The following is a 22,031-nucleotide window of genomic DNA, read 5'->3' on the forward strand; positions in this document are numbered from 1 at the left end:
GGAAACAGGCCATGATCCAGTTTGCTATCCTCTATGAGGATCGCTTCGTCCGTCCTTCCATTTGATTTTTAACCCGCCTTAAACACGGAATTTCTGACACCCCCCCTCGGGATCACCCATCGCTTCCAGTCGCCCCTCCATTGCGCTATGCAAGCCTCGAAGTTGTACTTTATCGTCCAGCGAAAGACCCTCGTATAAAGAGGCATCCGCGAGTGCTGCGACACCGTACTGCGTGCGGATCATTTGGTTTTGCATTCTGCCTACTAACTCGCGACTTATGTTTTCGACGGTCTTCACGTCACGCGCACGGAGTAATTCCGCTATCGTTATTTGATGTTGTACAAACGTTTGAGGGACCGAGCCGACAAAGGTGCTCCAGACTGTGGCCGGCGACTCGCTCGGTTTTTCTCGCAAGCCGTTCAAGTAGGCAACTGCGTTTTCCTTTACCCGCGTTTTTTGCGCTACCTCGACCCTTCGTCCATCGTTTTCATGTGCTTTGAAGGCTTCGCCGAGCTGCACCAATTTTTCCCCACCGACCTGACGCAACCGCTTAAGGCCCTTTTCGTCAGGCTGGTTGATATACTGCAACAGGTCGCTCAACGCCTCGAACTTCCCATTCTTAAAGCCAATTTTTTCACGAAAATTGGCCGCCGCCGTCCTTAGCGCGTCGATATCTTCATACGCCGAACGCACCGTCCTATCACCATCCGCGCCCCCGGCCTCTAAGCTGACAGTGCCGCGTACGATGGGTTTCGGGGCCTCGCTATGCAACGGAACCAAGAATTCTTCAGGGGCTTGAGCCGCCATCGCGGCGAACGCGATAAGTTGTTGGAAAGGCCCTTCGGGGTGGCTAATTTCGTCCAGCCGATTTACCAGCGCACTCTTCAAATCCCTGAGCGCCTGCACGTCACCCTGCGGCAGCCCCTTTGTATTAATCAGCTCCTTCAGCGCCTTCTCCCCCTCCCATATATCCTGGCATTGTTGGGTCATTGTTCTCATAAGTCGTTCACTCACTAGTTCGACGTCGCCGCGATTCTCTGCTTGAAGCAATTCACTAGTGAGATTCGACATATTCTTCACGACGTCAGTTTTAGCCCTGCCATATGCCTTCATAACAGCCGCGATATGCTCCTCGGCTTTCACGGGGTCATCGGTTTTTAGCAGTTTGTTCTGAAGAGACTCGAGCACGTCTTCCTTTATGTCGTTGCGTCCGAAAATACCCGCAAAACGCGCATAGTGCGGTCCTGCAGCTTCGCTCAATTCTCTTAACCCCTTGGGATCAGGGTTCGCCACGTGTTGTGCGATAGCTTCGAGCACCAGCGCCTTCTTGTTCCGAAAATCGACCTGGCCGCCAAATTGAGTTGCCGCTTCGTACAATTCGCCGATGTGCTCATACGACGACGCTCCCTTGAGGGCGCTGCTGATCGTTGACAGCGGCTTCTGATGATGAAAGGGTTTGGCATGGAAGTCGGCACTGGCCATGATGTTACACGCTCTGTACGCGGTCAACGGTTTGTCGTCGGGGGCCATCAATTGCTCCAACAGCTTGCGCATCCCATCGGTTTCCAGCACCCTTGCACCATAATGATTCCGCAGGGCATTGACAAACTCTTGCTTGACGGCCTTATGCTCAGCAAGCTGGTCGGTGCCCGTCAGCCACGAGACCACTTTCCCAAACAATGCTGACAAGGTCCCTTGTCTTTGGACCGTCGTATTGTTGTTTTTGAGTTCAAGAACGTTCGTGTCTTTAGTCGCGACGTTGCGGAAAGCTTCCAAACTGATAGCCATTTCGATGACTCCCTATCCTGTATTGTTAATATCAGAGAGACTTAATAAAGTCGGTGATCTTTTCCGCACCGCCAGACGCGGCATTATCGAAATGCGCCGCCGACAACCACGACACCAACTTCTCGGTCCGATTAACGAATCGCGTCATCTCGCCAAGAAAGGCCTCGTCATCCAGATCATGCATTGAGATGCGATCGACATATCGAACGAGGCGCTTGGTGATGTCCAGACCGATAGCGCCAATGCCCATCGACAGCGCGATGTAGTTCAGCGAAAGATATCCCGTCAGTACGGATACAGGCGCGTCAATCGGTACGGTCGCGATCTTTGATGAAATAATGAAGTGTTCGTTGTCTTCACTAATCGCGATGTCCACGACCAGATCGTCGAATCCTAGACAGCAATGGCCGTCCTGGTCGAAGGCGATATCCGCAATACCAATGCTCTTGCCAAAGTTGGTCAATATGTCATTAGGGTTCGCAAGTGTCAGCATGGTTAGTCCTTAGGATTAATGTCTCTCTCACGCAATGAGTGACTACAGAAAAGATTTTTGTTCCACTAAATTTCAGTGGTCTCTGTCGCAGCGGGGAGAGATGACAAATAGCCCGCCGGGTCCTGAGCGACCATCGCCGCAAAGGCGATGAATTGCTGAAACGGCCCTTCGGGGTCTTTCATCTGCTCAAGCCGTTCCTCTAGCCCGCCCTTCAGCTCTGCCAGGATCGCGCGGTCCTCGCTGGATACCGCCGGCAGTCGGTTATCGGGCAACGCTTGATAGACACGCGGATTCGAAAGCACTTTGATGCCGTTTTCTATCGTTGCTATCTGCGCAGCGGCGACGCTGAGGATTTCGGCGCTCTTGCCCTGCGCGAATCCCGTATTTTGCGGATCGGCCGCGATCAGTTCGTCACAAAGCATTTTGAAACGGGTCGGGATTTGCACCGTAGCGGCCACCAGGGCGTTCTCAACCGCCGCGCCCATCGGGTCTATGCGCAATTTGATGCAGTTCGTCCTGACGGTGTCATTTAGCGCCGCCTGCGAGAAGCGCGGGTCGCTAAGACCGTCGTCGAACGCCTGCACGAAACGGCCTAGCGATGGCTCGCTCTCGCGCAAGCGGCTTAATAAGTCCGCATCCGGCCGGTTTATATAGTTGGTCATATCGGCGACAAGCAGCGCCTTTTTGCCTGCAAAATCGATAAAACGGCTGAATTTTCCAGCCGCCACTTTCATCGAATCGAGGTCTGGATAAGAAGAAGAGATAACCAGCAGCTTGTTGTTTCCATTACCCGCGCGAGGCAACCGTATGGGGATGTTGCCGCCTGCCAGCGGATTTAGCCTGGATCGGAACCTCGAGGGGTCCTGGACAGCCATGGCCGCAAAAGCAATGAGCTGCTGATAGGGCCCATCGGGGTTCCTCATCTGTAACAGACGAGTCTCCAGATCCATTTTGAGCCCGCGCAACAGGGCAACATCCGATTGGGGAAGGCCCTCAAGTATTCCCGGCTTCGACAGCATTCGATACGCCTCGAACATACCGTCCTGTCGAGCCCGGGTGTGCGCGATTATGCTCTTCGCAACGCTGGCAAGTTCGGCGGGCTTCGCCGAGAGCAGCTGATCGCAGTGCTGCTTGAGCTCACTAAGCACCTGCGACGATGCAAACTGCGCGGCATCGCGAATCGTAGTGGGTGAATCGTTCGGCGCGTACTTGGCGCAGTTGGCTTGTAGTCGCTCGCTAGACGCAGCCTTGGCGACATCCTCGCCACCACCGGCGGACTTGAACGCGTCGACGAAATTTACATATGCCGTACCGTCTGCGCCCGCGAGCGTTTTTAATGGTTCAGAGTCAGGCTTATTGACAAAGTCCGCCATAGCGTTGATAAGTCGCGAACTTTTTCCTGCGGCGTCGACGTAGCGATTGAAGTTCGCTGCCGCCTGTTTGAGGGCGCGAAGGTCCTTGTACGGCGCGCTCACTTCTATCGACTCACCGCTTTTCCCAAGAGCCGCTAGCGCCAGATTTTGTTGTTTATATCTGCTCTTGCGTTCCGTATCGGCGAACTGCGTTACATCTCGAACGACGCGAGCAGCCAGCGGCTTACCGTCGGAGTTGGCACCGCCCAACATAGTTTGCACTTGCGGGTGGTCCATCACCTGGTCGCCGTATTCGCGTTTCAGCGCGGCGGCAAAATGGTCCCTCACGGCACGATGTTCTTCGGCACCGATGCCGCGGAACCAGGATACGATCCTTCCTAGGAAGCCAGAGTATTGACTTTGGAGCCCGCTCTTGTCCTTGGTGAGTAAGATGTCTCCGGACGTCCCTCTGGCCGCGTCCCAAAAGGCCTGCACGGTAATGGTCATGGCATGTTCCTAGCTTGATTAAGCGTGTAGAGACAGCATGAAAGCGTTCATGCGTTCGTTTTCGCTGGATACCGCTGCTTCCGGGGGTTCCGTTGCGAGCCAGTGGGTCAGTTTTTCGACGCGGTTGACCATCATGGTCATTGCTTTGCTGAAGATGGTTTCATCGAGACCGCGCAGGGGAATGTGCTGCAGATAATGGACCGCGAGGGTGGAGGGATCTGCGCCGATCGCGCCGGTACCCATGACAAGGCCCAGGTAGTTCAACGCGTGATAACGCGTCAACAGGAGTTCCCCGACTTTCGGCGGTAGGGTTGCGATCTGAGAAGAGGCGGTAAAGCGCCCGGCTTCCTCGTGAAGCCTGATTTCGACCACCATCTCATCAAAGCTGAGGTAACAGTGGCCCTCGGCATCCAGTGCGAGGTCGGTGATACCGATGCCTTGACCGAATTTCCTTAGGACCGCGCGCGGGTCCACATTAGACAGCATGCCAACTCCTTCAAAGAAAATGCGCTATTCGACCTCCATTTTGTGACTTATAATTTCACTTAGTTCCTCTAAATCTCAATTATTTTGCAACGCATGGAGGGTGCGCTCCCTCAGTCAGTGACGGCGTAAGATGCGGTTTATTTTTCGTTTGGCCGGCACTGAGCGCACTGAAGTGTAAGTAGCGACTCGCGGCAAGATGATTTGGATCACTTATGTGTTTAGCTGTATTCGCTGTTCGTCATGTACCCGGTGTGCCGGTACTGATCGCCGCCAACCGGGACGAGTTTCATGCGCGGCCCGCGCAGGCGGCCGGGGCTTGGCCAGGGCAGCCACGTCTTTACGCTGGACGCGATTTACGCGGCGGCGGCACGTGGATGGGCGTCAACGAATTCGGGCGCTATGCGATTCTCACCAACGTCCGGGACCCGCGTCGCTTGCTGGTCGACGCCCCGTCCCGGGGCGCACTGGTCGAATCGTTTTTGCGCAGCGATCGGGATCCCATGGCGTATCTGGCCGACGTACACGCGCGCGGCGCGCGCTACAACGGCTTTAACCTGATTGTGGGCGACCCGGAGCAGGCGGCTTATTACAGTAATCGCGAAGGCGTTCCACGCCGGCTGACGCCAGGCGTTTACGCGGTATCGAATCATTTATTGGACACCCCTTGGCCCAAACTGCGTCGAACCCGCTCGGCATTCGTGCGCCTGCTGGGGGGCACCGTTCAGCCGGATCTGACGGGCCTGTATGCCATGCTGGCCGACCGTACGCCTGCTATAGACTCGGAACTGCCATGTACCGGCATCCCGCTCGCGCGCGAACGCTTGCTGAGCAGTCCGTTCATCGTCAGCCCGGACTATGGCACCAGAGCATCTACCGTACTGGCGCTACATGCGGACGGACGCGGCGAGTTGCATGAGCGGCAATTCAACGCTGCCGGGGAGGCAATCGGCGATAGTGATTTGACGTTTGCATGGCGGGCGTGACGGCGCACCTTAGTCGGCGACTACCTTACCGCGCAGCCGTTTCGTGTCGCCCCGTTGAACTTTACCTTCGACCCGGCGCCGCTGCGACGCGCGCGTGGGGCGTGTTGGCCGTCTGGGTTTGACGGGTTTAGAGACGGAACGGATCAGTTCGGCCAGACGTTCCAGCGCCTCGGCGCGGTTTTTATCCTGGCTGCGGTAGGTCTGCGCCTTGATGACGATGATGCCGTCCTTGGACACGCGGCGATCGGACGCCTCGCATAGCGCAGTCTTGATGGCCTCCGGCAAGCTGGAGGCGTGCACGTCGAAGCGCAGATGCACGGCGCTGAACACTTTGTTGACGTTCTGGCCGCCCGCGCCTTGCGCCCGTATCATGCTGAATTCGACCTCCTGCTCGTCCAGGTAGAGGTCATTTTGGATATGGTACATAGCTGCCGCGCCGTGACGGCGCCTTGTTGGTCACTGCATGGAGCAGGATACCTTATGCGGGCTGCGACACTGTGAAAACACCCCGCGCGCACCGATTCGGGGCTACATCCCGGTAAAATAGTCGATTCCCGTCAGGAACACCCCTGCCGGGGCACGCCGAATGGCGCAACGCCCCATGGCGCAACGCATTTTCCATGACTTATTCCGCCAAAGAAATCTTCAAGACCCTGCAAGGCGAAGGCGCGCACGCTGGGCGCGCAGCTGTGTTCTGCCGTTTTGCCGGGTGCAACCTCTGGTCTGGGCGCGAGGCCGATCGCGCGAGTGCCGCCTGCACATTTTGCGACACCGATTTTGTCGGGGTCGACGGTATGGGCGGGGGCAAGTTCACCACGGCCGACTTGCTGGCTGACACCATCGCTCAAACGTGGGGGGCCGACACGGCTAACCGTTACGTCGTCTTTACCGGCGGCGAACCGTTGCTGCAGCTCGATGAAGCCTTGATCAAGGCCGTGCACGCGCATGGTTTTACCATCGCGATCGAGACCAACGGCACACTCAAGCCGCCCCCGGGTATCGATTGGATATGCGTCAGCCCCAAAGGAACCGCGCCTGTAGTGATCGAGCGCGGCAGCGAGCTTAAGCTCGTCTATCCCCAGACCAACGCGCTGCCCGAACGATTCGCGCATCTCGATTTCGAACACTTTTTCCTGCAGCCCATGGATGGACCGGCGCGCGCCGTCCATACCGAGCAAGCCGTTCAGTACTGCCTGCAACATCCGCAGTGGCGGTTGAGCTTGCAGACTCATAAATACATAGGCATTCCGTAATGATGACGTCCCACCCCTTGCGAGGCACGCGATGATTTCCGTGACGCGCAAGCTGGAATTCGATGCCGGGCATCGCATCCCCGATCACCGCAGTCAGTGCCGCAATTTGCATGGGCACCGTTATGTACTAGAAATCACATTAACGGGCGACGTCGTCGATGCGCCCGGTGAATCGGATAACGGCATGGTGATGGATTTCTCCGAAATCAAATCCATCGCCAAACAGCATATCGTCGATGTTTGGGATCATGCTTTTCTGGTGTATCGCGGCGATGAGACCGTGCGCGGTTTCCTGGAGACCTTGCCGGGACATAAGACCGTGGTGTTGGACTGCATCCCCACAGCCGAGAACCTGGCCCAGGTGATCTACCGCAGCCTGGCGCCCCACTATCACGGGCATTACGGCGCCTCGCTGCGCCTGAGCCGGGTGCGCCTGTACGAAACGCCGAACTGCTGGGCGGATTTCGAGGGCTGAGGTCGCGCGTCGGCTGGCAGAAGGTTGCTACCGTGGCTCAATGGAGCGTTTCGCCCGAAGGCGGCGTTTGATTCAAGCCTAGCGCGGCTTCCCAGCTGCGCAAGGGCACGCAAGTCTGCAGCCGCTCGATCGCGCGTTGCACCAGCGCCGGGTGCAGTTCGTGGCCGACCTTGCTGGCCACATCGATGGTGCAATCGCCATGCAGGGAATCTAACCAAGCCTGTGCAGTTTGCGCGTAGCTCACGTTCATTACCGCATCATCGGCGCCATGCAACAGATGAATCGTCGTGTAGTGCGGTGCGACCTTGGGCAGACGTGCATAACGGCCCGAAAAGGCCAGTACGCGCCCGGCCAGGCCATCGTGCGCCTGCACGGCTTCCAACGCCATGATGGCGCCTTGCGAAAAGCCCGCCAACGCGGTGTCGGACTGCAGCAACCCGAAGCGAGCTTGTGCCGCGCGCACGTATTCCACCAGTGCAGGCATTGCCTGAGCGACACGCGCGGCGCGATTGTCCTCGTCGATGCCGCGCGCCGAAAACCACTGACGTCCCGAAGGCGCACTGTCATACGGCTCAAAGCCGGCTGGCACCAGAATGGCCGCTGCGGGAAACGCGGCTCGCAAGGCCTCTGCCAGGGGCACCAGATGCTGAGGTGTCCCGCCCACGCCATGCAACAGGACAAACAACAGCTTGATGTCGGTGTCCGCCTCGGGCAGAAACTCCAGGCCTTCGGGCTCGCTCATAAATATGCTCCAGCAATAGGTGATCTGTGACAGCCCCGTTAATGCCGGGGCTCAGAGCAAGCCTACTGCATTAATGACGAACGCGCTTTTTTCGAAGGGTTCTGCTCCTGCGGCAATTCCAAAATACTGTATATTTACACAGTCTTTTGGAATTACCATGTTAGCGCCCGAGCACATCCACCCTTCCCTCTGGCGCGCCACCCAACTGGCGCGCAGCGCCACCCGTGGCGTGGCTACCGGCTATGCGGCCCTGTCGGCCCAATTGCCCGGTGGCGGGTGGCCTGCGGGCGCGTTGATCGAATTGCTCCTGCCGCATGCGGGAATAGGCGAAATCCGTCTGCTGCAGCCTGCTGTGGCGCAATTAGACCGGGATCATCCTATCGCCCTGGTGCAGCCACCGCATATGCCGCATGTGGCCTGCTGGCAGGGATGGCGCTTGAATCCTTCCCAGCTGTTGTGGGTGGCGCCCGAGCGGCCGATGGATGCGCTCTGGGCGGCCGAGCAGATCCTTAAACATGGCAGTTGCGGCGCGCTGCTGTGCTGGTTGCCACGCGTGCGGGTGGAGTCGCTGCGCCGCCTGCATCTGGCCGCGCAAGCGGCCGAGACCTTGTGCTTTGTCATGCGGCCGGCCACGGCGGCACAACAAGCCTCGCCCGCGCCTTTGCGCCTGGCGCTATCGCCCGCGCCGGGCGGTTTATCCGTGCAGATTCTGAAACGGCGTGGCCCCGCCGTGGCGCAACCGCTGCTTTTGGTTTTCGAGTCCTCTGATCATGCCTCTGTGGATCGCCACCCATCTACACAGCCTGCCCTTAGACGCGACGCGCCCTCACTGGTCTCTTGATATGGCTTTCGCGGTCTTGGATCAGATGCGGGTGCTCGCACTGACGCCGGCGGCCGCGCAGGCCGGGATCCAAGCGGGCATGCGTCGCGCGGGCGCGGCGGCGATTGCGCCAGACGTACCGTTGCTGGCGCGTGATCCGGTCGCGGAGGAGCAACTGCTGCAGGAAGCCGCGCTCGCCTTGCTGCAATACACCCCCGAGATCGCCGTCGCCGAACCCGATACCCTGCTGCTAAAGGTGGATGCCAGTTTGACGTATTTCGGCGGGCCGCGCCGGTTGCAGCGGCGCATTGCCGAGACGCTGCGCGGCATGAATCTGCATGCCCGGCTCGGCATGGCGCCCACGGCTCAAGGCGCCTGGTTATTGGCACGGCAGCCGCGTGCCCGGGGGCCGCGTCGCGCGCTGCGCATCGCGACGCTCACGCGTCAGCTCGATGCCTTGCCTTGCGCGCTCTTGCCACCCGCCGCGGCGCGGCTGGAATGGCTGCACAGTATCGGATGTCGCACGTTAGGAGCGCTGCGCCGCTTGCCGCGCGCGGGGTTGCAGCGGCGTTGCGGGCCCGAGCTGATGCAGGCCATGGATACCGCCTACGGCGCCGTACCCGAATGCCATCTCTGGATCACGCCCCCCGCGCGTTTTCAGCAACGACTGGAGCTGCCCGACTACATCGAACATGCCGAGGCGATATTGTCCTGGGCACAAAGACTGATCGAGCCGCTCTGCGGCTGGCTCACGGCGCGACGCCTGGCGGTACAGCACATCACGCTGTCGATCGAACATGAACGCGGCCGCCACGCCCGGCCGCCCACCGCCTTGCTTATCCGGCTCGCTCAACCGGCATGGCAGGCGCATCACTTGTTGAACCTGCTGCGCGAACGATTGGGCCGGCTGCCTCTCGAGGCCCCCGCGATCGCGCTATGCCTGCAGGTCGACGAAACCGTGGAACAGCCCGAGGCCAGCACCAGCCTGTTTCCGGAACCCGGCGGTTCGCTGGCCGATCATGCGCGCCTGCTGGATTTGTTGAGCGCGCGCCTGGGGCGCGAGCGCGTACTGCAGCCACGCCCGGTCGCCGACCATCGGCCGGAGGTAGCGAATCGATGGGGGCCTGCGCAAGAAGCGGATGCCCCGGCTACGGCCTCGCGCCAGAAACGGGTATCCGCGAAGTCGGCGCGAGGAACCCCCGTACCGCCCGGCCGCTCGATAATCGGCGCGGGCGGCGTGTCCCGGGCTAGCAACCATCCTCTTGGCCACATCGATACCTGGGCCGCTCTGCCCACCGCGTCCCAACCCCGCTTTGATCTGATGGATCGACCGTTCTGGCTGTTAGAGCCCGCACTCGCGCTCCAGGTGCGTCATCATCGCCCCGTGTATGCCGGCCAGACTTTGCGTCTGGTGCGGGGTCCGGAACGCATCGAAAGCGGCTGGTGGGATGCGGCACTGACGCTGCGCGACTATTTCGTGGCCGAAGACGAGGCGGGTGCCAGATACTGGATTTATCGCGAGCGCGATACGGAGAACGCGCGCTGGTTTTTGCATGGGCGCTATGGTTGAAGCCACGTATGGACTGCCCGCGTATGCGGAGCTGCAGTGCCTGTCGAATTTTTCCTTTTTGCAAGGCGCCTCGCACCCCGAGGAGCTGGTCACTCAGGCCGCACAATTGGGCTATTCGGCGATTGCGATCACGGACGAGTGCTCCGTGGCAGGCGTCGTGCGCGCATTGATAGAAGCCGAAAAACAAGAGATCCCGCTGATCGTTGGCAGCACGCTGCGCCTGCAAACCGGCACCTCGCCGCATGCTCCCACCCTGTCGCTGGTCTTGCTGGCGCAGACGCGCGAGGGCTATGGCAACCTGTCGGAGCTCATCACGCTGGGCCGCTCCCGCGCTGAAAAGGGCTCGTATCGATTGCTGCTGGACGATATCACCGCGCCGGGGCCCGAGTATGCGCATTTACGCAATATGCCCGATTGCCTGGCCATCCTGGCGCCCGAGCATGGGACGCCCGCTGAACACATCGCACGGCATGCGCAATGGCTCGCTGAGGTTTTTCCGGGCCGCGCCTGGCTCGGCCTGACATTGCTGCATGAAGCCCGCGACGATCTGCATCGTCAGGCGGTGCAGCAGGCGTCCCAGCGCACCGGTTTGCCGGTCACCGCGCTGGGTCATGTGCATATGCATGTGCGTTCACGCAAACCTCTGCACGATACGCTGACCGCGATACGCCTTAAACGCACAGTCGCGCAGTGCGGCTATGCCCTGCAGGCCAATGCCGAACAACATCTGCGCAGCCGCCTGCGACTGGCCTCGCTCTATCCCGCCGAGATGCTGACCGAAACCGTGGCCATCGCGCGGCGCTGCACGTTTACGCTGCGCTCGCTGCGCTACGAATATCCGGACGAAATCGTACCCGAGGGAGAAACGCCCACCAGCTACCTGCGTAAAGAGGTGTATGCGGGCGCCGAGCGGCGATTCCCCAACGGAATCCCTATCGCCATCCGCGATCAGATCGAAAAAGAATTGTCCTTGATCGCCGAGATGCAGTATGAGCCCTATTTCCTTACCGTTTACGACATCGTGCGGTATGCCCGCGATCATCATATCTTGTGTCAGGGGCGCGGCTCGGCTGCGAACTCGGCCGTGTGTTATTACCTGGGCATCACCGCGGTGGACCCGGAACGTAGCCAGACCTTGTTTGAACGGTTCATCAGCAAAGAACGCAACGAGCCGCCCGACATCGACGTTGATTTCGAACATCAGCGCCGCGAAGAGGTGATCCAGTACATCTACCGCAAATACGGTCGGCGCCGCGCGGCGTTGACCGGTGTGGTCATTTCCTATCGGCCGCGCAGCGTACTGCGCGATACCGGACGCGCACTAGGAATCGACCCGGGTGTGATCAATGCTGTCGCGCGTGCACACCAATGGTGGGATAGCAAAAAAGGCTTGCTGCGCACACTGGGCGGCTGTGGCCTGGACCCGGAATCGACGGTGGCCAAGCACTGGGCCATCCTGGCCGAAACGCTGATCAACTTTCCTCGCCATTTGTCTCAGCATCCGGGCGGCTTTGTGATCGCGCGGGACAATCTGGCGCGGCTGGTACCCATTGAAAACGCCGCCATGCCCGATCGCAGCGTGGTGCAATGGGACAAGGACGATCTGGATGCGCTGGGTTTGCTGAAGGTCGATGTGCTGGCCTTGGGCATGTTGTCCGTGCTGCGTCGCGCGCTCGATCTGGTGAGCCTGCGGCGCGGACAGACATGGACGCTGCCTGATATCCCCAAGGAAGACCCCGCTACCTATGACATGATCTGCGCGGCCGATACCGTGGGCGTATTTCAGATCGAATCGCGTGCGCAGATGAGCATGCTGCCCAGACTCCGGCCACGCGAATACTACGATCTGGTCGTTCAAGTCGCCATCGTGCGCCCGGGCCCCATTCAGGGGGGCATGGTGCATCCCTATCTGCGACGGCGCCAGAGTCTCGAGGCCGAGAGCTATCCCAGCGAAGCCGTGCGCGAAGTGCTCAAGCGCACGATGGGCGTGCCTATTTTTCAAGAGCAAGTGATGCAGATCGCCATGGTGGCGGCCGATTTCACACCGGGTGAAGCCGACGAACTGCGGCGTTCCATGGCGGCATGGCGCCGTAAAGGGGGCATCGACAAGTTCAATCAAAAGCTTATCAATGGCTTGCTGCGCAATGGCTATACCGAGGAGTTCGCCGCCTCGATCATCCGACAGATCGAGGGCTTTGGCGAATACGGGTTTCCGGAAAGCCATGCCGCGAGCTTTGCCCTCCTGGCCTATGACAGCGCATGGCTGAAATGTCATGAGCCCGAGGCATTTCTGGCGGCATTGCTCAACTCTCAACCCATGGGGTTTTATGCCCCGGCACAACTGGTGCAAGACGCGCGCCGGCATGGGGTGCAAGTGTTGCCCGTCGATGTGATGGTGAGCGATTGGGAAGCTACGTTGGAATCGGCTCTACCTGGATCGCCTGCCGAGGGGATCGCTCCAACATCGGAACCCACGGCATCGCGCGACAGCCAGACCATGCCTCGCCCCGCCGTTCGTTTAGGATTCAATCAAATACAGGGCTTATCCGAGGCGGCCGCCCGGCGTATCGTCCAGGCGCGGGCTATGGAGCCATTCGCGCATGCTCAGGACCTCGCGCGCCGGGCAAACCTCAATCGTCATGAAATGGACGCCCTGGCGCATGGCGACGCGCTGCACACGCTGGTGGGTCCGCGCCGGCTGGCCAGCTGGGAGGCCAGCGCCAGCATCACCAGCCGCGATTTGCTGCGGCACGCCGACATCATCGAACCCGACACGCCAGCACTACCCGAACCCACCGACGGGCAATCCATCATCGATGACTATCGCAGCCTGCGCTTAAGCCTGCGCGGTCATCCGCTTGCGTTGCTGCGCCAACATCTGCAAAGCCTGCGCTTTGAGACCGCGGCAGTACTCAACACCTATCCCGATCGCCGATTGGCACGCGCCTGCGGGCTGGTGACCACGCGCCAGCGCCCCCAAACGGCGAAGGGCACGGTATTCGTGACACTGGAAGACGAGACCGGCCCGATCAACGTGGTGGTACGGGCCGAACTGATGGAGCGTCAACGCCGCGAATTGCTGGGCGCTACGCTGTTAGGGGTATATGGCACGTGGCAGGACGTGCAAGGCATCCGCCATCTCATCGCGCAAAGACTTGTGGATCTTTCGTCCTTACTCGGCGGATTGGCCGCGCGCAGCCGGGATTTTCATTGAGGACAGGTACGCGCGGCTCAAACGACCCACATCATCCCGGCGATTCGCGGCACTACGGCCGCATCAAGGCCTGAACGGCGTTGCGTCGATCGGCAACGGCAACCCGGACATCTGAGCCGTCAACAGTGCCGCACTACCACAGGCCAGCGTAAAGCCCAGCGCCCCCTGCCCCAGATTCAGCCACAGGTTATCCGCGACCCGACTTTCACCAATCAGCGGCTTGCCCGTCGGCGTGGCCGGACGCAGGCCCGCCCAAGGCTCGGCTTTTGACAAATCCAGCTGCGGGAAGGCTTCATTGACTTGTTGCTTCAGCAACGAGATACGCGCCGGGTCGATATCGGCGTTGGGGCTGCCAATGTCCACCATCGCCGCGATGCGCAGAATCTTGCCAATGCGCGCATACACGATACGACGCTCATAATCCGTGACGCTGATCTGAGGCGCGGTCTCGTCGCCCTCGGCCATCGGCACGCTCAGGCTATACCCTTTGAGCGGATACAAGGGCACATCCCCGCCCAGCGGCTTGATGAGTTCACGCGAACCCACACCCGCTGCCAGCACGACGGCATCGACCTTGATATCGCCTTTGGCGGTCTCCACGGCCACGATCTTGCGCCCCTGACGGCGTAAACGCCGTACCGGGTTCGACATCTGCACCTCGACGTTGCCCAGGGCTTTCAGGCGCTGAAACAGGCCATCCGTAAATTGACGGCAATCGCCCGCCTCTTCGCTGGGTGTGTAGACCGCCCCCGCCAGATTGCTGCCCAGCCCGGCCAGCGCCGGCTCCAACGCGAGCGTTTCACTCGCGTCCAGCACGCGCTGCTCGGCACCCAACTCGGCCTGATAGGCTACCAGGCGGCGGGCTTTTTCCAGCAGTTCCGGACTGCGATACGCGATCAGTTTGCCATTAAGCACATGACCGAACTCGATAGGCTCATCCGCCAGCAAGCGGTGCAGCACATCACGGCTCAAATACGACAGGGACTGCAGCTGTGCGGTTGAAGTCTGCGCTACCGACGCGCGGCAAGCCAGCGCGAATTCCAGGCACCAACGCCATTGATGCGGATCCAGACGCGGGCGAAAACGCAGCGGCGAATCCGCGCGCAGCAACCAGCCCGGCACGCTCGGCAGCACGCCGGGGCCTGCCAGAGGCGCCACATAGCTATAGCTCAGCTGCCCGCCATTGGCATAACTGGACACCATGGCCGGCTGCGCGCGGCTGTCGACCAGCACGACGTCATGACCCTGCCTTGCCAAAAAATAGGCCGACGTCACGCCAATCACACCGGCGCCAATCACGCATACTTTCATGGACCTACCCTTATTACACAGCGATCGAAAGCTCTATTCTGAAACCGGAACACCCTACCGACAAATATCAAGCTATCGGGCAACCATAACCTAAGGTTTATGCCAGGGCCAGACCGTCTGAGTCAAAACCGCAAGGTTTACACTTAAGGTTTGTTCCTGTACTCATACAAAGGTTTCAGCATGAGCACTTCTACGCTCAAAACCCGCCTGTCCGACGCCGTCAAAGACGCCATGCGTGCGCGCGATACCGCCCGTCTGGCCACACTGCGATTCCTGGTCGCCGCCGTCAAGCAGAAAGAAGTCGACGAACGCAAAGAACTGAGCGATGCCGAGGTCACGGCCATCATCGAAAAGCAGGTCAAGCAGCGCCGCGAATCGATCGCCGCATTTGAGCAGGCAGGTCGCCTCGAAACCGCCGCGCAGGAGATGGCCGAACTGGAAGTGCTGCGCGAGTTCCTGCCCCAGGCCGCCGCGCCCGAGGAAGTGGACGCCGCGATTGCCGCCGCCATTGCCGATGTGACGGGGCAAGGCCTCTCTGGTGGCGCCGCGATGGGCAAGATCATGGCGATCCTCAAGCCTGCCTTGGCGGGCCGCGCCGACATGGCCGAAGTGTCCAAACAGGTCAAAGAGCGCCTGAACGGCTAAACCCCCCTACCGACACGTCACAACGCATCGCGGCTGCCGGGCGCGATGCGCGGTGCCACAACCGGCATCAGCTCGACCCCGCCATCACCTCGTCATCGAACAGGTCCAGACTGGCTTGCCGGGCCTGTTCGGCGACGTCTTCGAAGTTGCTCATGCCTATGCCCGCCAGACGATAAAGGGTCGATGCGGGCAGATCCACCCGGCTGCATAGTTGCCGGGCCACGATGGCAAGATCGCGCGCGGACGCAGGCATGCGCGCCAGCGTCAAGGTGCGCGTCAGGATGCGGAAGCCATCGGTTTTCAGTTTCAGCACCACGGTACGGCCGATCGCGCCCTTCTTCACGCCTTCGGCCCAGACCTTATCGGCCAGCCGGTCCAGCACCTCGCCCATCTGATCCAGATGCTGGTCGACCATCAACGTCGTTTCGGCCGATATCTGTTGCCGGGGTGCATCCGGCTGTACCGGTCGTTCATCGATCCCTTGCGATAATTCGTACAGCCGCACGCCATAGCGCCCGAAATGATGCTCCAGCTCGGCGGCGCTGAAACGCGTCAGGTCGCCCACGGTCTGCACGCCGATCGACTCCAGCTTCGTCTGCATGACCTTGCCGACGCCAGGCACCTTGCGCACCGGCAATGGCTGCAAAAATGCCAGCACCTGGGATGGCTTGATCACGAACTGCCCATTGGGCTTATTCCAATCGGAGGCGATCTTGGCGAGAAACTTGTTCGGCGCCACACCGGCTGAGGCGGTCAGCCGCGTTTGCTCGAAAATCTCCCGGCGGATGGCCTGCGCCACCTCGGTGGCAGACGGGAACCCCAGCTTATTTTCCGTGACGTCCAGATAGGCTTCGTCAAGCGACAGGGGCTCCACCAACTCCGTGTGACGCGCGAATATCTGCCGCACCTGGCGGGAGACTTCGCGATAACGATTGAAGTCGGGCGGCACGTAGACCGCATTCGGGCAGAGCCGCTGCGCGCGCGCCACCGACATCGCGGAATGCACGCCAAATTTGCGCGCCTCGTAGGATGCCGCGCAGACCACCGAGCGTGGACCGTTCCACGCGACCACGACCGGCAAACCCTTGAGCGAGGGATTGTCGCGCTGCTCGACCGACGCGTAAAACGCATCCATGTCGACGTGGACGATCTTGCGCGTAGGGGAAGACATGACAAAAGCGATAAAGCGGTCAGCAAACGGATATGCAAATCAGAATATCATGCACATGACCTGACGATGTCAGAGTAAATCCGTAATGAAGAACCATGACTGCACAGAAAACTGATTATTTTGGCTTTACGATCCCGCTGATGGAACTGATGGGGTTGATCCCCGAAACCCTAGCGCCTGGTCATGCCCGTACCCGCCTGCCGATGCGCCCGGAACTGACCAACAGCCGGGGCGTCGTGCACGGCGGCACCATGATGAGCGTGCTGGATTTCACGATGAGCGCGGCCGCGCGTGGGCATCAGCCGGACCTGGGCATGGCCACCATCGATATGACCACCAGTTTTCTCGCGCCCGGCGAAGGCGATCTCATCATCGAGGCCCGGGCGTTGCGCGTCGGTGCGTCGATTGCGTTCTGCGAGGGCGAAATTCGCAACACCGCGGGCGAATTGGTAGCCAAGGCTTCGGCTTCCTTCAAGGTGTTGAAAAGTCACCCGGGTGGGGATTGAACGTTCCCCACGACAGGCGCGGCCTCGCGGGGCCGCTGCCTGTGAATTGTCGCCTCCTAGAGCACCCGCCTAACGTTTCGAGCGTTCTTCGGGCACAGGGTCGCTCGGCATGTAAGTCGAGCACGACGGCACCTGATAGATCGCTGCGGCGCGCATGGCACGCACCGCGCCCGCATTCCAGATACCACGCCCCCACATCGCGATATCGACTCGCGTCTGACGGTCGCCCTCGCCCTTGATGTTCATCCGCGCGACATCGTCTCCCGTAAACGGCGCCTCGACGCGGACCAAGGCTGTGCGGCTAGCGTCGTCCACCGTGCCATGCACCGTATAGGCCTGCCCTTTACCCCGTAGACAACGCTCCGCCTGCTCGGTCACGGCCTGATACACCGAACGGTAGTCCGACTGCACCGTCACACTGTCGCTTGGCGTATTGCCCCCGGAAGAAAGCCCGGTCGAGCAAGCGGCAAGGGTCGCCACCGCCAATGCGGCTACTGCAAATCTCATCATGATCGCTCCCATATCGTGGCTGCGATTATCCCGCAATCGCCCCATTCCCCGCCAGTTCGACGCCTGTGCCCGGCTATGGCATGATCGATCAGTCCCGTTTAGGCCCAGGCGACCAGGAGATCCGAATTGTCGAACACCCGCAAGCAAACCTTCAACGCGCAAGTCGAATCGGCCCCGCGCGTGCCGAAAAAGTATCCGTTGCAAGACTTTTTCCGCAACCCCGAACGCGGTTTTTTCCGCCTGGCTGACGACGGCAAAACCTTGGGATTCATGCAACCCGTGTCGCTGGATGGTCAGCCCGCGCGTATGAATATTTTCGTGCAGGCGCTGAACGATGCCGAGCCCGTTGGCGAGGCACGCCGGCTGACCAGCGAGACCGCGCGGGATATCAGCAATTTTTTCTGGAAAGGCAACGACATCATCCTCTATCAGAAGGACTTTGGCGGCGATGAAAATTTCCACGTCCTGGCCGTCAACGCTCGTACGGGCGTGGTGCGTGATCTGACCTTGTTTGATCATGTGCGCGCCGGCATCGAGGACGATCTGCCCGATGACCCGGACCATGTGTTGATCAGCCATAACCACCGCGATCCGCAGGTGTTCGATGTCTACCGCGTCAATGTCCACACCGGTGCATCCGAATTGGTGGCGGAGAATCCCGGCAATGTCGTGGGCTGGCAGACCGACCATGCAGGCAAGGTCCGCGCGGCCATTACCAGCGACGGATTAGAGACGACCCTGCTCTACCGCGACGAGGAATCGTCTGATTTTGTGCCGTTGATCACGACCGACTATCGCACCAGCGTGAGCCCGGCATTGTTCACCTTCGATGATCGCAAGCTCTACGCGCTGAGCAATCGCGGTCGCGACAAGCTCGCGCTGGTGACCATCGACCCGGCGCGGCCTGACGAGGAAACCCTGGTCTTTGCCACCGACGAGGTGGACCTGGACGCTGTGGGCTATTCACATAAACGCCGCGTGCTGACGGTCGCGGGCTACCAGACCGATAAGCCAAAACGCCACTATTTCGACGCCGAAACGGAAGCGCTGTACCGGCAACTGGAAGCGAAACTGCCCGGCTACGATGTGGCCATCCAGGGCATGAACCGCGAGGAAGACACCTTTATCGTGGCTGCCTACAACGACCGTACACCCGGCGCGCGCTATGTATTCCAGGCCACTACGGGCGCGCTGCATAAACTCGCTGAGATCAATCCGGCGATTCCCGAGGCGGATATGTCGCCGGTGCAGCCGGTGCGTTATGTCAGCCGAGACGGGCTGGAGATTAACGGTTATCTCACGCTGCCCGCGGGACGCGAACCCCGCAATCTGCCGTGCATCGTTAATCCGCACGGCGGCCCTTGGGCGCGCGACGGCTGGGGCTATAACCCGGAGGTGCAGTTCCTGGCGAATCGCGGTTTTGCCGTGCTGCAGATGAATTTTCGCGGCTCCACCGGCTACGGCCGCAAATTCTGGGAAGCGAGCTTTGGCCAGTGGGGCCTGGCGATGCAGGACGACATCACCGATGGCGTGCGCTGGTTGATCGAGCAAGGCATTGCCGACCCGGCTCGCATCGGTATTTATGGCGGCAGCTACGGTGGTTACGCCACGCTGGCGGGGATTACGTTCACGCCCGATCTATATGCCGCAGCCGTGGACTACGTGGGCGTATCGAATCTGTTCACCTTCATGAATACGATTCCCCCCTACTGGAAGCCGCTGCTGGACAAAATGCACGATATGGTTGGGCACCCCGAACGCGATCGCGAGCGCCTGGAGGCGACCTCGCCCGCCCTGCATGTGGATCGGATCCGTACACCTTTGCTGATTGCGCAAGGCGCGCAAGACCCCCGTGTCAACAAAGCCGAGAGCGATCAGGTCGTGCAGGCGCTGCGAGATCGCGGTGTCGAAGTGCAGTATCTCGTTAAAGAAAACGAGGGCCATGGTTTCCATAACGACGAGAACAAGTTCGAGTTCTACGAAGCAATGGAAGCGTTCTTTGTCACACACCTCAGGCCCTGAACCGGCCTGACGGTTCCCACGGAATAAGCATCGATGACCACGTCTCAGTATGTTAAATCCACGCCCAGGCGTGGCAGCGCTTCATGGATGGGTCGGCGCATTGCCGCCCGGATCGGGATGGGTGCTGTCCTTGTTTGCGCCAATGTAGCTACGCTACACGCGGCGGTGGACCCACGACCGGGCGAGCCTGGTCATGATGCCGCGCTCTACGAGGCGGGCAGCGCGCCTGTCCCCAAAATCTACCCGCTACAGGATTTTTTCCGCAATCCCGAGCGCGACTCCTTCCAGCTGGCCGACGACGGCAAGACGCTGGGATACATGCAGCCCGTGTCACTGGATGGGCAGCCAGCGAGGATGAACATCTTCGTTCAGGCACTGGAAAACGCAAAACCGGTTGGCGAGGCTCGCCGGCTCACCAGCGAGACGGCGCGCGATATCAGCTTCTTTTTCTGGAAAGGCAACGATATAGTCCTTTATCAAAAGGACTTCGGCGGCGACGAAAACTTTCATGTAGTCGCGGTCAACGTGCGCAGTGGCGCGGTGCAGGACCTCACGCCGTATGACGGCGCCAGCGCAGTGATCATAGATGATCTGCCCGATCACCCTGACCATGTGTTGATCCAACATAATCATCGCGATCCGCAAGTTTTTGATGTCTACCGCGTGAACGTCCACACCGGTGCCTCTGACCTCGTGGCACAAAATCCCGGCGATGTCATCGGCTGGGTCACAGACCATGCGGGCAAGGTTCGCGCCGGAGTTTCCAGCGATGGTTTGAATACCACTTTGCTTTATCGAGAAGATGAAGCCACTGAGTTCACCCCTCTGATCACTACCGATTACCGCACCAGCATCCAACCCCACCTGTTCACCCCTGATAATCGCAAGCTCTATGCGCTTAGCAACCGCGGGCGCGACAAGCTTGCGCTGGTCATCATCGATCCCGCGCAGCCTGAGGAAGAAACCATCGTCTTTGCCATCGACGAGGTCGACTTAGGTGGGGTGGGATATTCGCCCAAGCAGCGCAAGCTCACCCACGTTAGCTACCACACCGATAAACCACATCGTCACTTTTTCGACCACGAGACCGAGTCGCAGTACCGGCAGCTAGAACAAAAATTGCCTGGCTACCATATCGCTCTGATCAGCGAGAACCGCGAAGAAGATACTTATATCGTCGCCACCTATAACGACCGCACACCCGGCGCGCGCTATGTATTCCAGGCGACTACGGGCGCGCTGTACAAACTTGGGGACGTCAATCCGGCCATCCGCGAGACGGATATGTCGCCCGTTGCACCAATACGTTATGTCAGCCGCGACGGCCTGGATATTCACGGCTACCTCACCTTGCCGGCGGGCCGCACGCCGCGCAACCTGCCGTGTGTCATCCATCCGCATGGCGGCCCGTGGGAGCGTGACTACTGGGGCTATGACGCCGAAGTCCAGTTCCTCGCCAACCGTGGACTCTGCGTGCTGCAGATGAATTTTCGCGGGTCCACCGGCTACGGCCGCAAATTCTGGGAAGCCAGTTTCGGCCAATGGGGCCGGGCGATGCAGGATGACATCACCGATGGCGTGCGCTGGTTGATCGATCAAGGCATCGCCGACCCCGCTCGCATCGGTATTTATGGTGGCAGCTACGGCGGCTACGCCACGCTGGCGGGGATTACATTCACCCCCGATCTGTACGCCGCAGCCGTGGACTACGTAGGCGTATCCAATCTGTTCACCTTCATGAACACGATTCCTCCCTACTGGAAGCCGATGCTGGACAAAATGCACGTTATGGTCGGACACCCGGAACGTGATCGGGAACGTCTGGCGGCCACCTCGCCGGCGTTGCATGTGGACCGTATCCGCACCCCATTGCTGATCGCGCAGGGCGCGAACGATCCTCGGGTAAACAAAGCCGAAAGCGATCAGGTGGTGCAAGCGCTAAACGCGCGAGGTGTCGAAGTGCAATATCTGATCAAAGACAACGAGGGTCACGGCTTCCAAAACGAAGAGAACAGATTCGAGTTCTATGCGGCGATGGAGGCATTCTTGCGCATGCACCTCAAGCCAGACACCGAAAGCGTGCTTCACGCAGAAAGTGGGGACGCAGCCACGGACATACAATAGCTGGGCCAGGCCAGAGCGCCAGCGGGGCCTGACTGCCCTGCCACGTTTGGTTACGGAAA

General features: G+C 60.1%; 19 protein-coding genes. 10 read left to right on the forward strand and 9 right to left on the reverse strand.

The genetic code is table 11. The annotated features are described in order from the left end of the window. Positions 1–78: 78 nt before the first annotated feature. The 4 genes from GOQ25_RS05350 to GOQ25_RS05365 form a co-directional block, all read right to left on the reverse strand. Complete coding sequence (locus GOQ25_RS05350; protein WP_160349423.1) at positions 79–1,788, reverse strand: hypothetical protein; 1,710 nt, start codon at positions 1,786–1,788, stop codon at positions 79–81. Between the two features lie 31 nt (positions 1,789–1,819). Further along, on the reverse strand, positions 1,820–2,281 hold the full coding sequence (locus GOQ25_RS05355; protein ID WP_160349424.1) for a type III secretion system chaperone: 462 nt from the start codon (positions 2,279–2,281) through the stop codon (positions 1,820–1,822). A 65-nt stretch (positions 2,282–2,346) separates the two neighbouring features. Then, positions 2,347–4,140 carry a hypothetical protein gene (locus GOQ25_RS05360; RefSeq protein WP_160349425.1) on the reverse strand — a complete coding sequence of 598 codons (1,794 nt, stop codon included), beginning with the start codon at positions 4,138–4,140 and terminating at the stop codon, positions 2,347–2,349. 18 nt (positions 4,141–4,158) lie between these two features. Further along, positions 4,159–4,626, reverse strand: coding sequence for a type III secretion system chaperone (locus GOQ25_RS05365; protein ID WP_160349426.1), 468 nt, complete (start codon positions 4,624–4,626; stop codon positions 4,159–4,161). Between the two features lie 212 nt (positions 4,627–4,838). Between GOQ25_RS05365 and GOQ25_RS05370 the strand changes: the two genes are divergently transcribed. Next, entirely contained in the window at positions 4,839–5,609 is a 771-nt protein-coding gene (locus tag GOQ25_RS05370) for an NRDE family protein (protein WP_160349427.1), read from the forward strand. A 9-nt stretch (positions 5,610–5,618) separates the two neighbouring features. Here GOQ25_RS05370 and arfB read toward each other — a convergent pair whose 3' ends face one another. Then, complete coding sequence (gene arfB / locus GOQ25_RS05375) at positions 5,619–6,035, reverse strand: alternative ribosome rescue aminoacyl-tRNA hydrolase ArfB (RefSeq protein WP_160349428.1); 417 nt, start codon at positions 6,033–6,035, stop codon at positions 5,619–5,621. Between the two features lie 194 nt (positions 6,036–6,229). Here arfB and queE point away from each other — a divergent pair, with 194 nt between their 5' ends. Both queE and queD read left to right on the forward strand, forming a co-directional pair. Next, entirely contained in the window at positions 6,230–6,862 is a 633-nt protein-coding gene (queE, locus tag GOQ25_RS05380; RefSeq protein WP_160349429.1) for a 7-carboxy-7-deazaguanine synthase, read from the forward strand. 31 nt (positions 6,863–6,893) lie between these two features. Further along, complete coding sequence (gene queD, locus GOQ25_RS05385) at positions 6,894–7,337, forward strand: 6-carboxytetrahydropterin synthase QueD (RefSeq protein WP_160349430.1); 444 nt, start codon at positions 6,894–6,896, stop codon at positions 7,335–7,337. A gap of 37 nt (positions 7,338–7,374) precedes the next feature. Here the strand turns inward: queD and ypfH are convergent, their stop codons facing one another. Next, positions 7,375–8,079: an esterase gene (gene ypfH, locus GOQ25_RS05390; RefSeq protein WP_160349431.1), complete on the reverse strand. Its 705-nt coding sequence runs from the start codon at positions 8,077–8,079 to the stop codon at positions 7,375–7,377. Between the two features lie 157 nt (positions 8,080–8,236). Between ypfH and imuA the strand changes: the two genes are divergently transcribed. The 3 genes from imuA to GOQ25_RS05405 are packed head-to-tail and all read left to right on the forward strand — an operon-like array spanning position 8,237 to position 13,683. Then, a complete protein-coding gene (gene imuA / locus GOQ25_RS05395; protein ID WP_160349432.1) occupies positions 8,237–8,920 on the forward strand; it encodes a translesion DNA synthesis-associated protein ImuA in 684 nt (227 codons plus the stop codon). Continuing rightward, on the forward strand, positions 8,850–10,469 hold the full coding sequence (locus tag GOQ25_RS05400; protein WP_236844493.1) for a DNA polymerase Y family protein: 1,620 nt from the start codon (positions 8,850–8,852) through the stop codon (positions 10,467–10,469). The genes imuA and GOQ25_RS05400 overlap by 71 nt, the downstream gene beginning before the upstream one ends. Continuing rightward, a complete protein-coding gene (locus GOQ25_RS05405; RefSeq protein ID WP_160349433.1) occupies positions 10,462–13,683 on the forward strand; it encodes an error-prone DNA polymerase in 3,222 nt (1,073 codons plus the stop codon). Before GOQ25_RS05400 ends, GOQ25_RS05405 begins: the two co-directional genes overlap by 8 nt. Before the next feature lie 63 nt (positions 13,684–13,746). On the opposite strand, the gene GOQ25_RS05410 is transcribed toward GOQ25_RS05405, so the two are convergent. After that, the gene (locus GOQ25_RS05410) at positions 13,747–14,994 is read right to left on the reverse strand and encodes a D-amino acid dehydrogenase (RefSeq protein ID WP_160349434.1); all 1,248 of its coding nucleotides are present in this window, start codon (positions 14,992–14,994) and stop codon (positions 13,747–13,749) included. 180 nt (positions 14,995–15,174) lie between these two features. Here GOQ25_RS05410 and GOQ25_RS05415 point away from each other — a divergent pair, with 180 nt between their 5' ends. After that, complete coding sequence (locus tag GOQ25_RS05415; RefSeq protein ID WP_160349435.1) at positions 15,175–15,639, forward strand: GatB/YqeY domain-containing protein; 465 nt, start codon at positions 15,175–15,177, stop codon at positions 15,637–15,639. A gap of 67 nt (positions 15,640–15,706) precedes the next feature. Here GOQ25_RS05415 and dinB read toward each other — a convergent pair whose 3' ends face one another. Further along, positions 15,707–16,810 carry a DNA polymerase IV gene (gene dinB / locus GOQ25_RS05420; protein ID WP_160349436.1) on the reverse strand — a complete coding sequence of 368 codons (1,104 nt, stop codon included), beginning with the start codon at positions 16,808–16,810 and terminating at the stop codon, positions 15,707–15,709. Between the two features lie 95 nt (positions 16,811–16,905). On the opposite strand from dinB, the gene GOQ25_RS05425 reads away from it, so the two are divergent. Beyond that, on the forward strand, positions 16,906–17,316 hold the full coding sequence (locus GOQ25_RS05425) for a PaaI family thioesterase (RefSeq protein WP_160349437.1): 411 nt from the start codon (positions 16,906–16,908) through the stop codon (positions 17,314–17,316). A 69-nt stretch (positions 17,317–17,385) separates the two neighbouring features. Here the strand turns inward: GOQ25_RS05425 and GOQ25_RS05430 are convergent, their stop codons facing one another. Further along, a complete protein-coding gene (locus tag GOQ25_RS05430; protein ID WP_160349438.1) occupies positions 17,386–17,826 on the reverse strand; it encodes a BPTD_2524 family lipoprotein in 441 nt (146 codons plus the stop codon). Positions 17,827–17,952: 126 nt separating this feature from the next. Here GOQ25_RS05430 and GOQ25_RS05435 point away from each other — a divergent pair, with 126 nt between their 5' ends. Together GOQ25_RS05435 and GOQ25_RS05440 are read left to right on the forward strand one after the other, a co-directional pair. Further along, on the forward strand, positions 17,953–19,848 hold the full coding sequence (locus GOQ25_RS05435) for a S9 family peptidase (RefSeq protein WP_160349439.1): 1,896 nt from the start codon (positions 17,953–17,955) through the stop codon (positions 19,846–19,848). Between the two features lie 33 nt (positions 19,849–19,881). Next, a complete protein-coding gene (locus GOQ25_RS05440; protein ID WP_236844494.1) occupies positions 19,882–21,972 on the forward strand; it encodes a S9 family peptidase in 2,091 nt (696 codons plus the stop codon). Positions 21,973–22,031: the final 59 nt, after the last annotated feature.

Origin of the sequence: Bordetella sp. 15P40C-2 (genome assembly GCF_009763235.1) — a bacterium.
Lineage (GTDB): Bacteria > Pseudomonadota > Gammaproteobacteria > Burkholderiales > Burkholderiaceae_B > Bordetella_A.

Bases quoted from the DNA above. Each gene is read 5' to 3' on its own strand.
- GOQ25_RS05350 (WP_160349423.1), bottom strand. From the start codon at position 1,788: ATGGCTATCAGTTTGGAAGCTTTCCGCAACGTCGCGACTAAAGACACG.
- GOQ25_RS05400 (WP_236844493.1), top strand. From the start codon at position 8,850: ATGCCTCTGTGGATCGCCACCCATCTACACAGCCTGCCCTTAGACGCG.
- GOQ25_RS05430 (WP_160349438.1), bottom strand. From the start codon at position 17,826: ATGATGAGATTTGCAGTAGCCGCATTGGCGGTGGCGACCCTTGCCGCT.
- GOQ25_RS05415 (WP_160349435.1), top strand. From the start codon at position 15,175: ATGAGCACTTCTACGCTCAAAACCCGCCTGTCCGACGCCGTCAAAGAC.
- imuA (WP_160349432.1), top strand. From the start codon at position 8,237: ATGTTAGCGCCCGAGCACATCCACCCTTCCCTCTGGCGCGCCACCCAA.
- GOQ25_RS05405 (WP_160349433.1), top strand. From the start codon at position 10,462: ATGGTTGAAGCCACGTATGGACTGCCCGCGTATGCGGAGCTGCAGTGC.
- GOQ25_RS05440 (WP_236844494.1), top strand. From the start codon at position 19,882: ATGACCACGTCTCAGTATGTTAAATCCACGCCCAGGCGTGGCAGCGCT.
- arfB (WP_160349428.1), bottom strand. From the start codon at position 6,035: ATGTACCATATCCAAAATGACCTCTACCTGGACGAGCAGGAGGTCGAA.
- GOQ25_RS05360 (WP_160349425.1), bottom strand. From the start codon at position 4,140: ATGACCATTACCGTGCAGGCCTTTTGGGACGCGGCCAGAGGGACGTCC.
- queE (WP_160349429.1), top strand. From the start codon at position 6,230: ATGACTTATTCCGCCAAAGAAATCTTCAAGACCCTGCAAGGCGAAGGC.
- ypfH (WP_160349431.1), bottom strand. From the start codon at position 8,079: ATGAGCGAGCCCGAAGGCCTGGAGTTTCTGCCCGAGGCGGACACCGAC.
- GOQ25_RS05410 (WP_160349434.1), bottom strand. From the start codon at position 14,994: ATGAAAGTATGCGTGATTGGCGCCGGTGTGATTGGCGTGACGTCGGCC.
- GOQ25_RS05365 (WP_160349426.1), bottom strand. From the start codon at position 4,626: ATGCTGTCTAATGTGGACCCGCGCGCGGTCCTAAGGAAATTCGGTCAA.
- dinB (WP_160349436.1), bottom strand. From the start codon at position 16,810: ATGTCTTCCCCTACGCGCAAGATCGTCCACGTCGACATGGATGCGTTT.
- queD (WP_160349430.1), top strand. From the start codon at position 6,894: ATGATTTCCGTGACGCGCAAGCTGGAATTCGATGCCGGGCATCGCATC.
- GOQ25_RS05355 (WP_160349424.1), bottom strand. From the start codon at position 2,281: ATGCTGACACTTGCGAACCCTAATGACATATTGACCAACTTTGGCAAG.
- GOQ25_RS05425 (WP_160349437.1), top strand. From the start codon at position 16,906: ATGACTGCACAGAAAACTGATTATTTTGGCTTTACGATCCCGCTGATG.
- GOQ25_RS05370 (WP_160349427.1), top strand. From the start codon at position 4,839: ATGTGTTTAGCTGTATTCGCTGTTCGTCATGTACCCGGTGTGCCGGTA.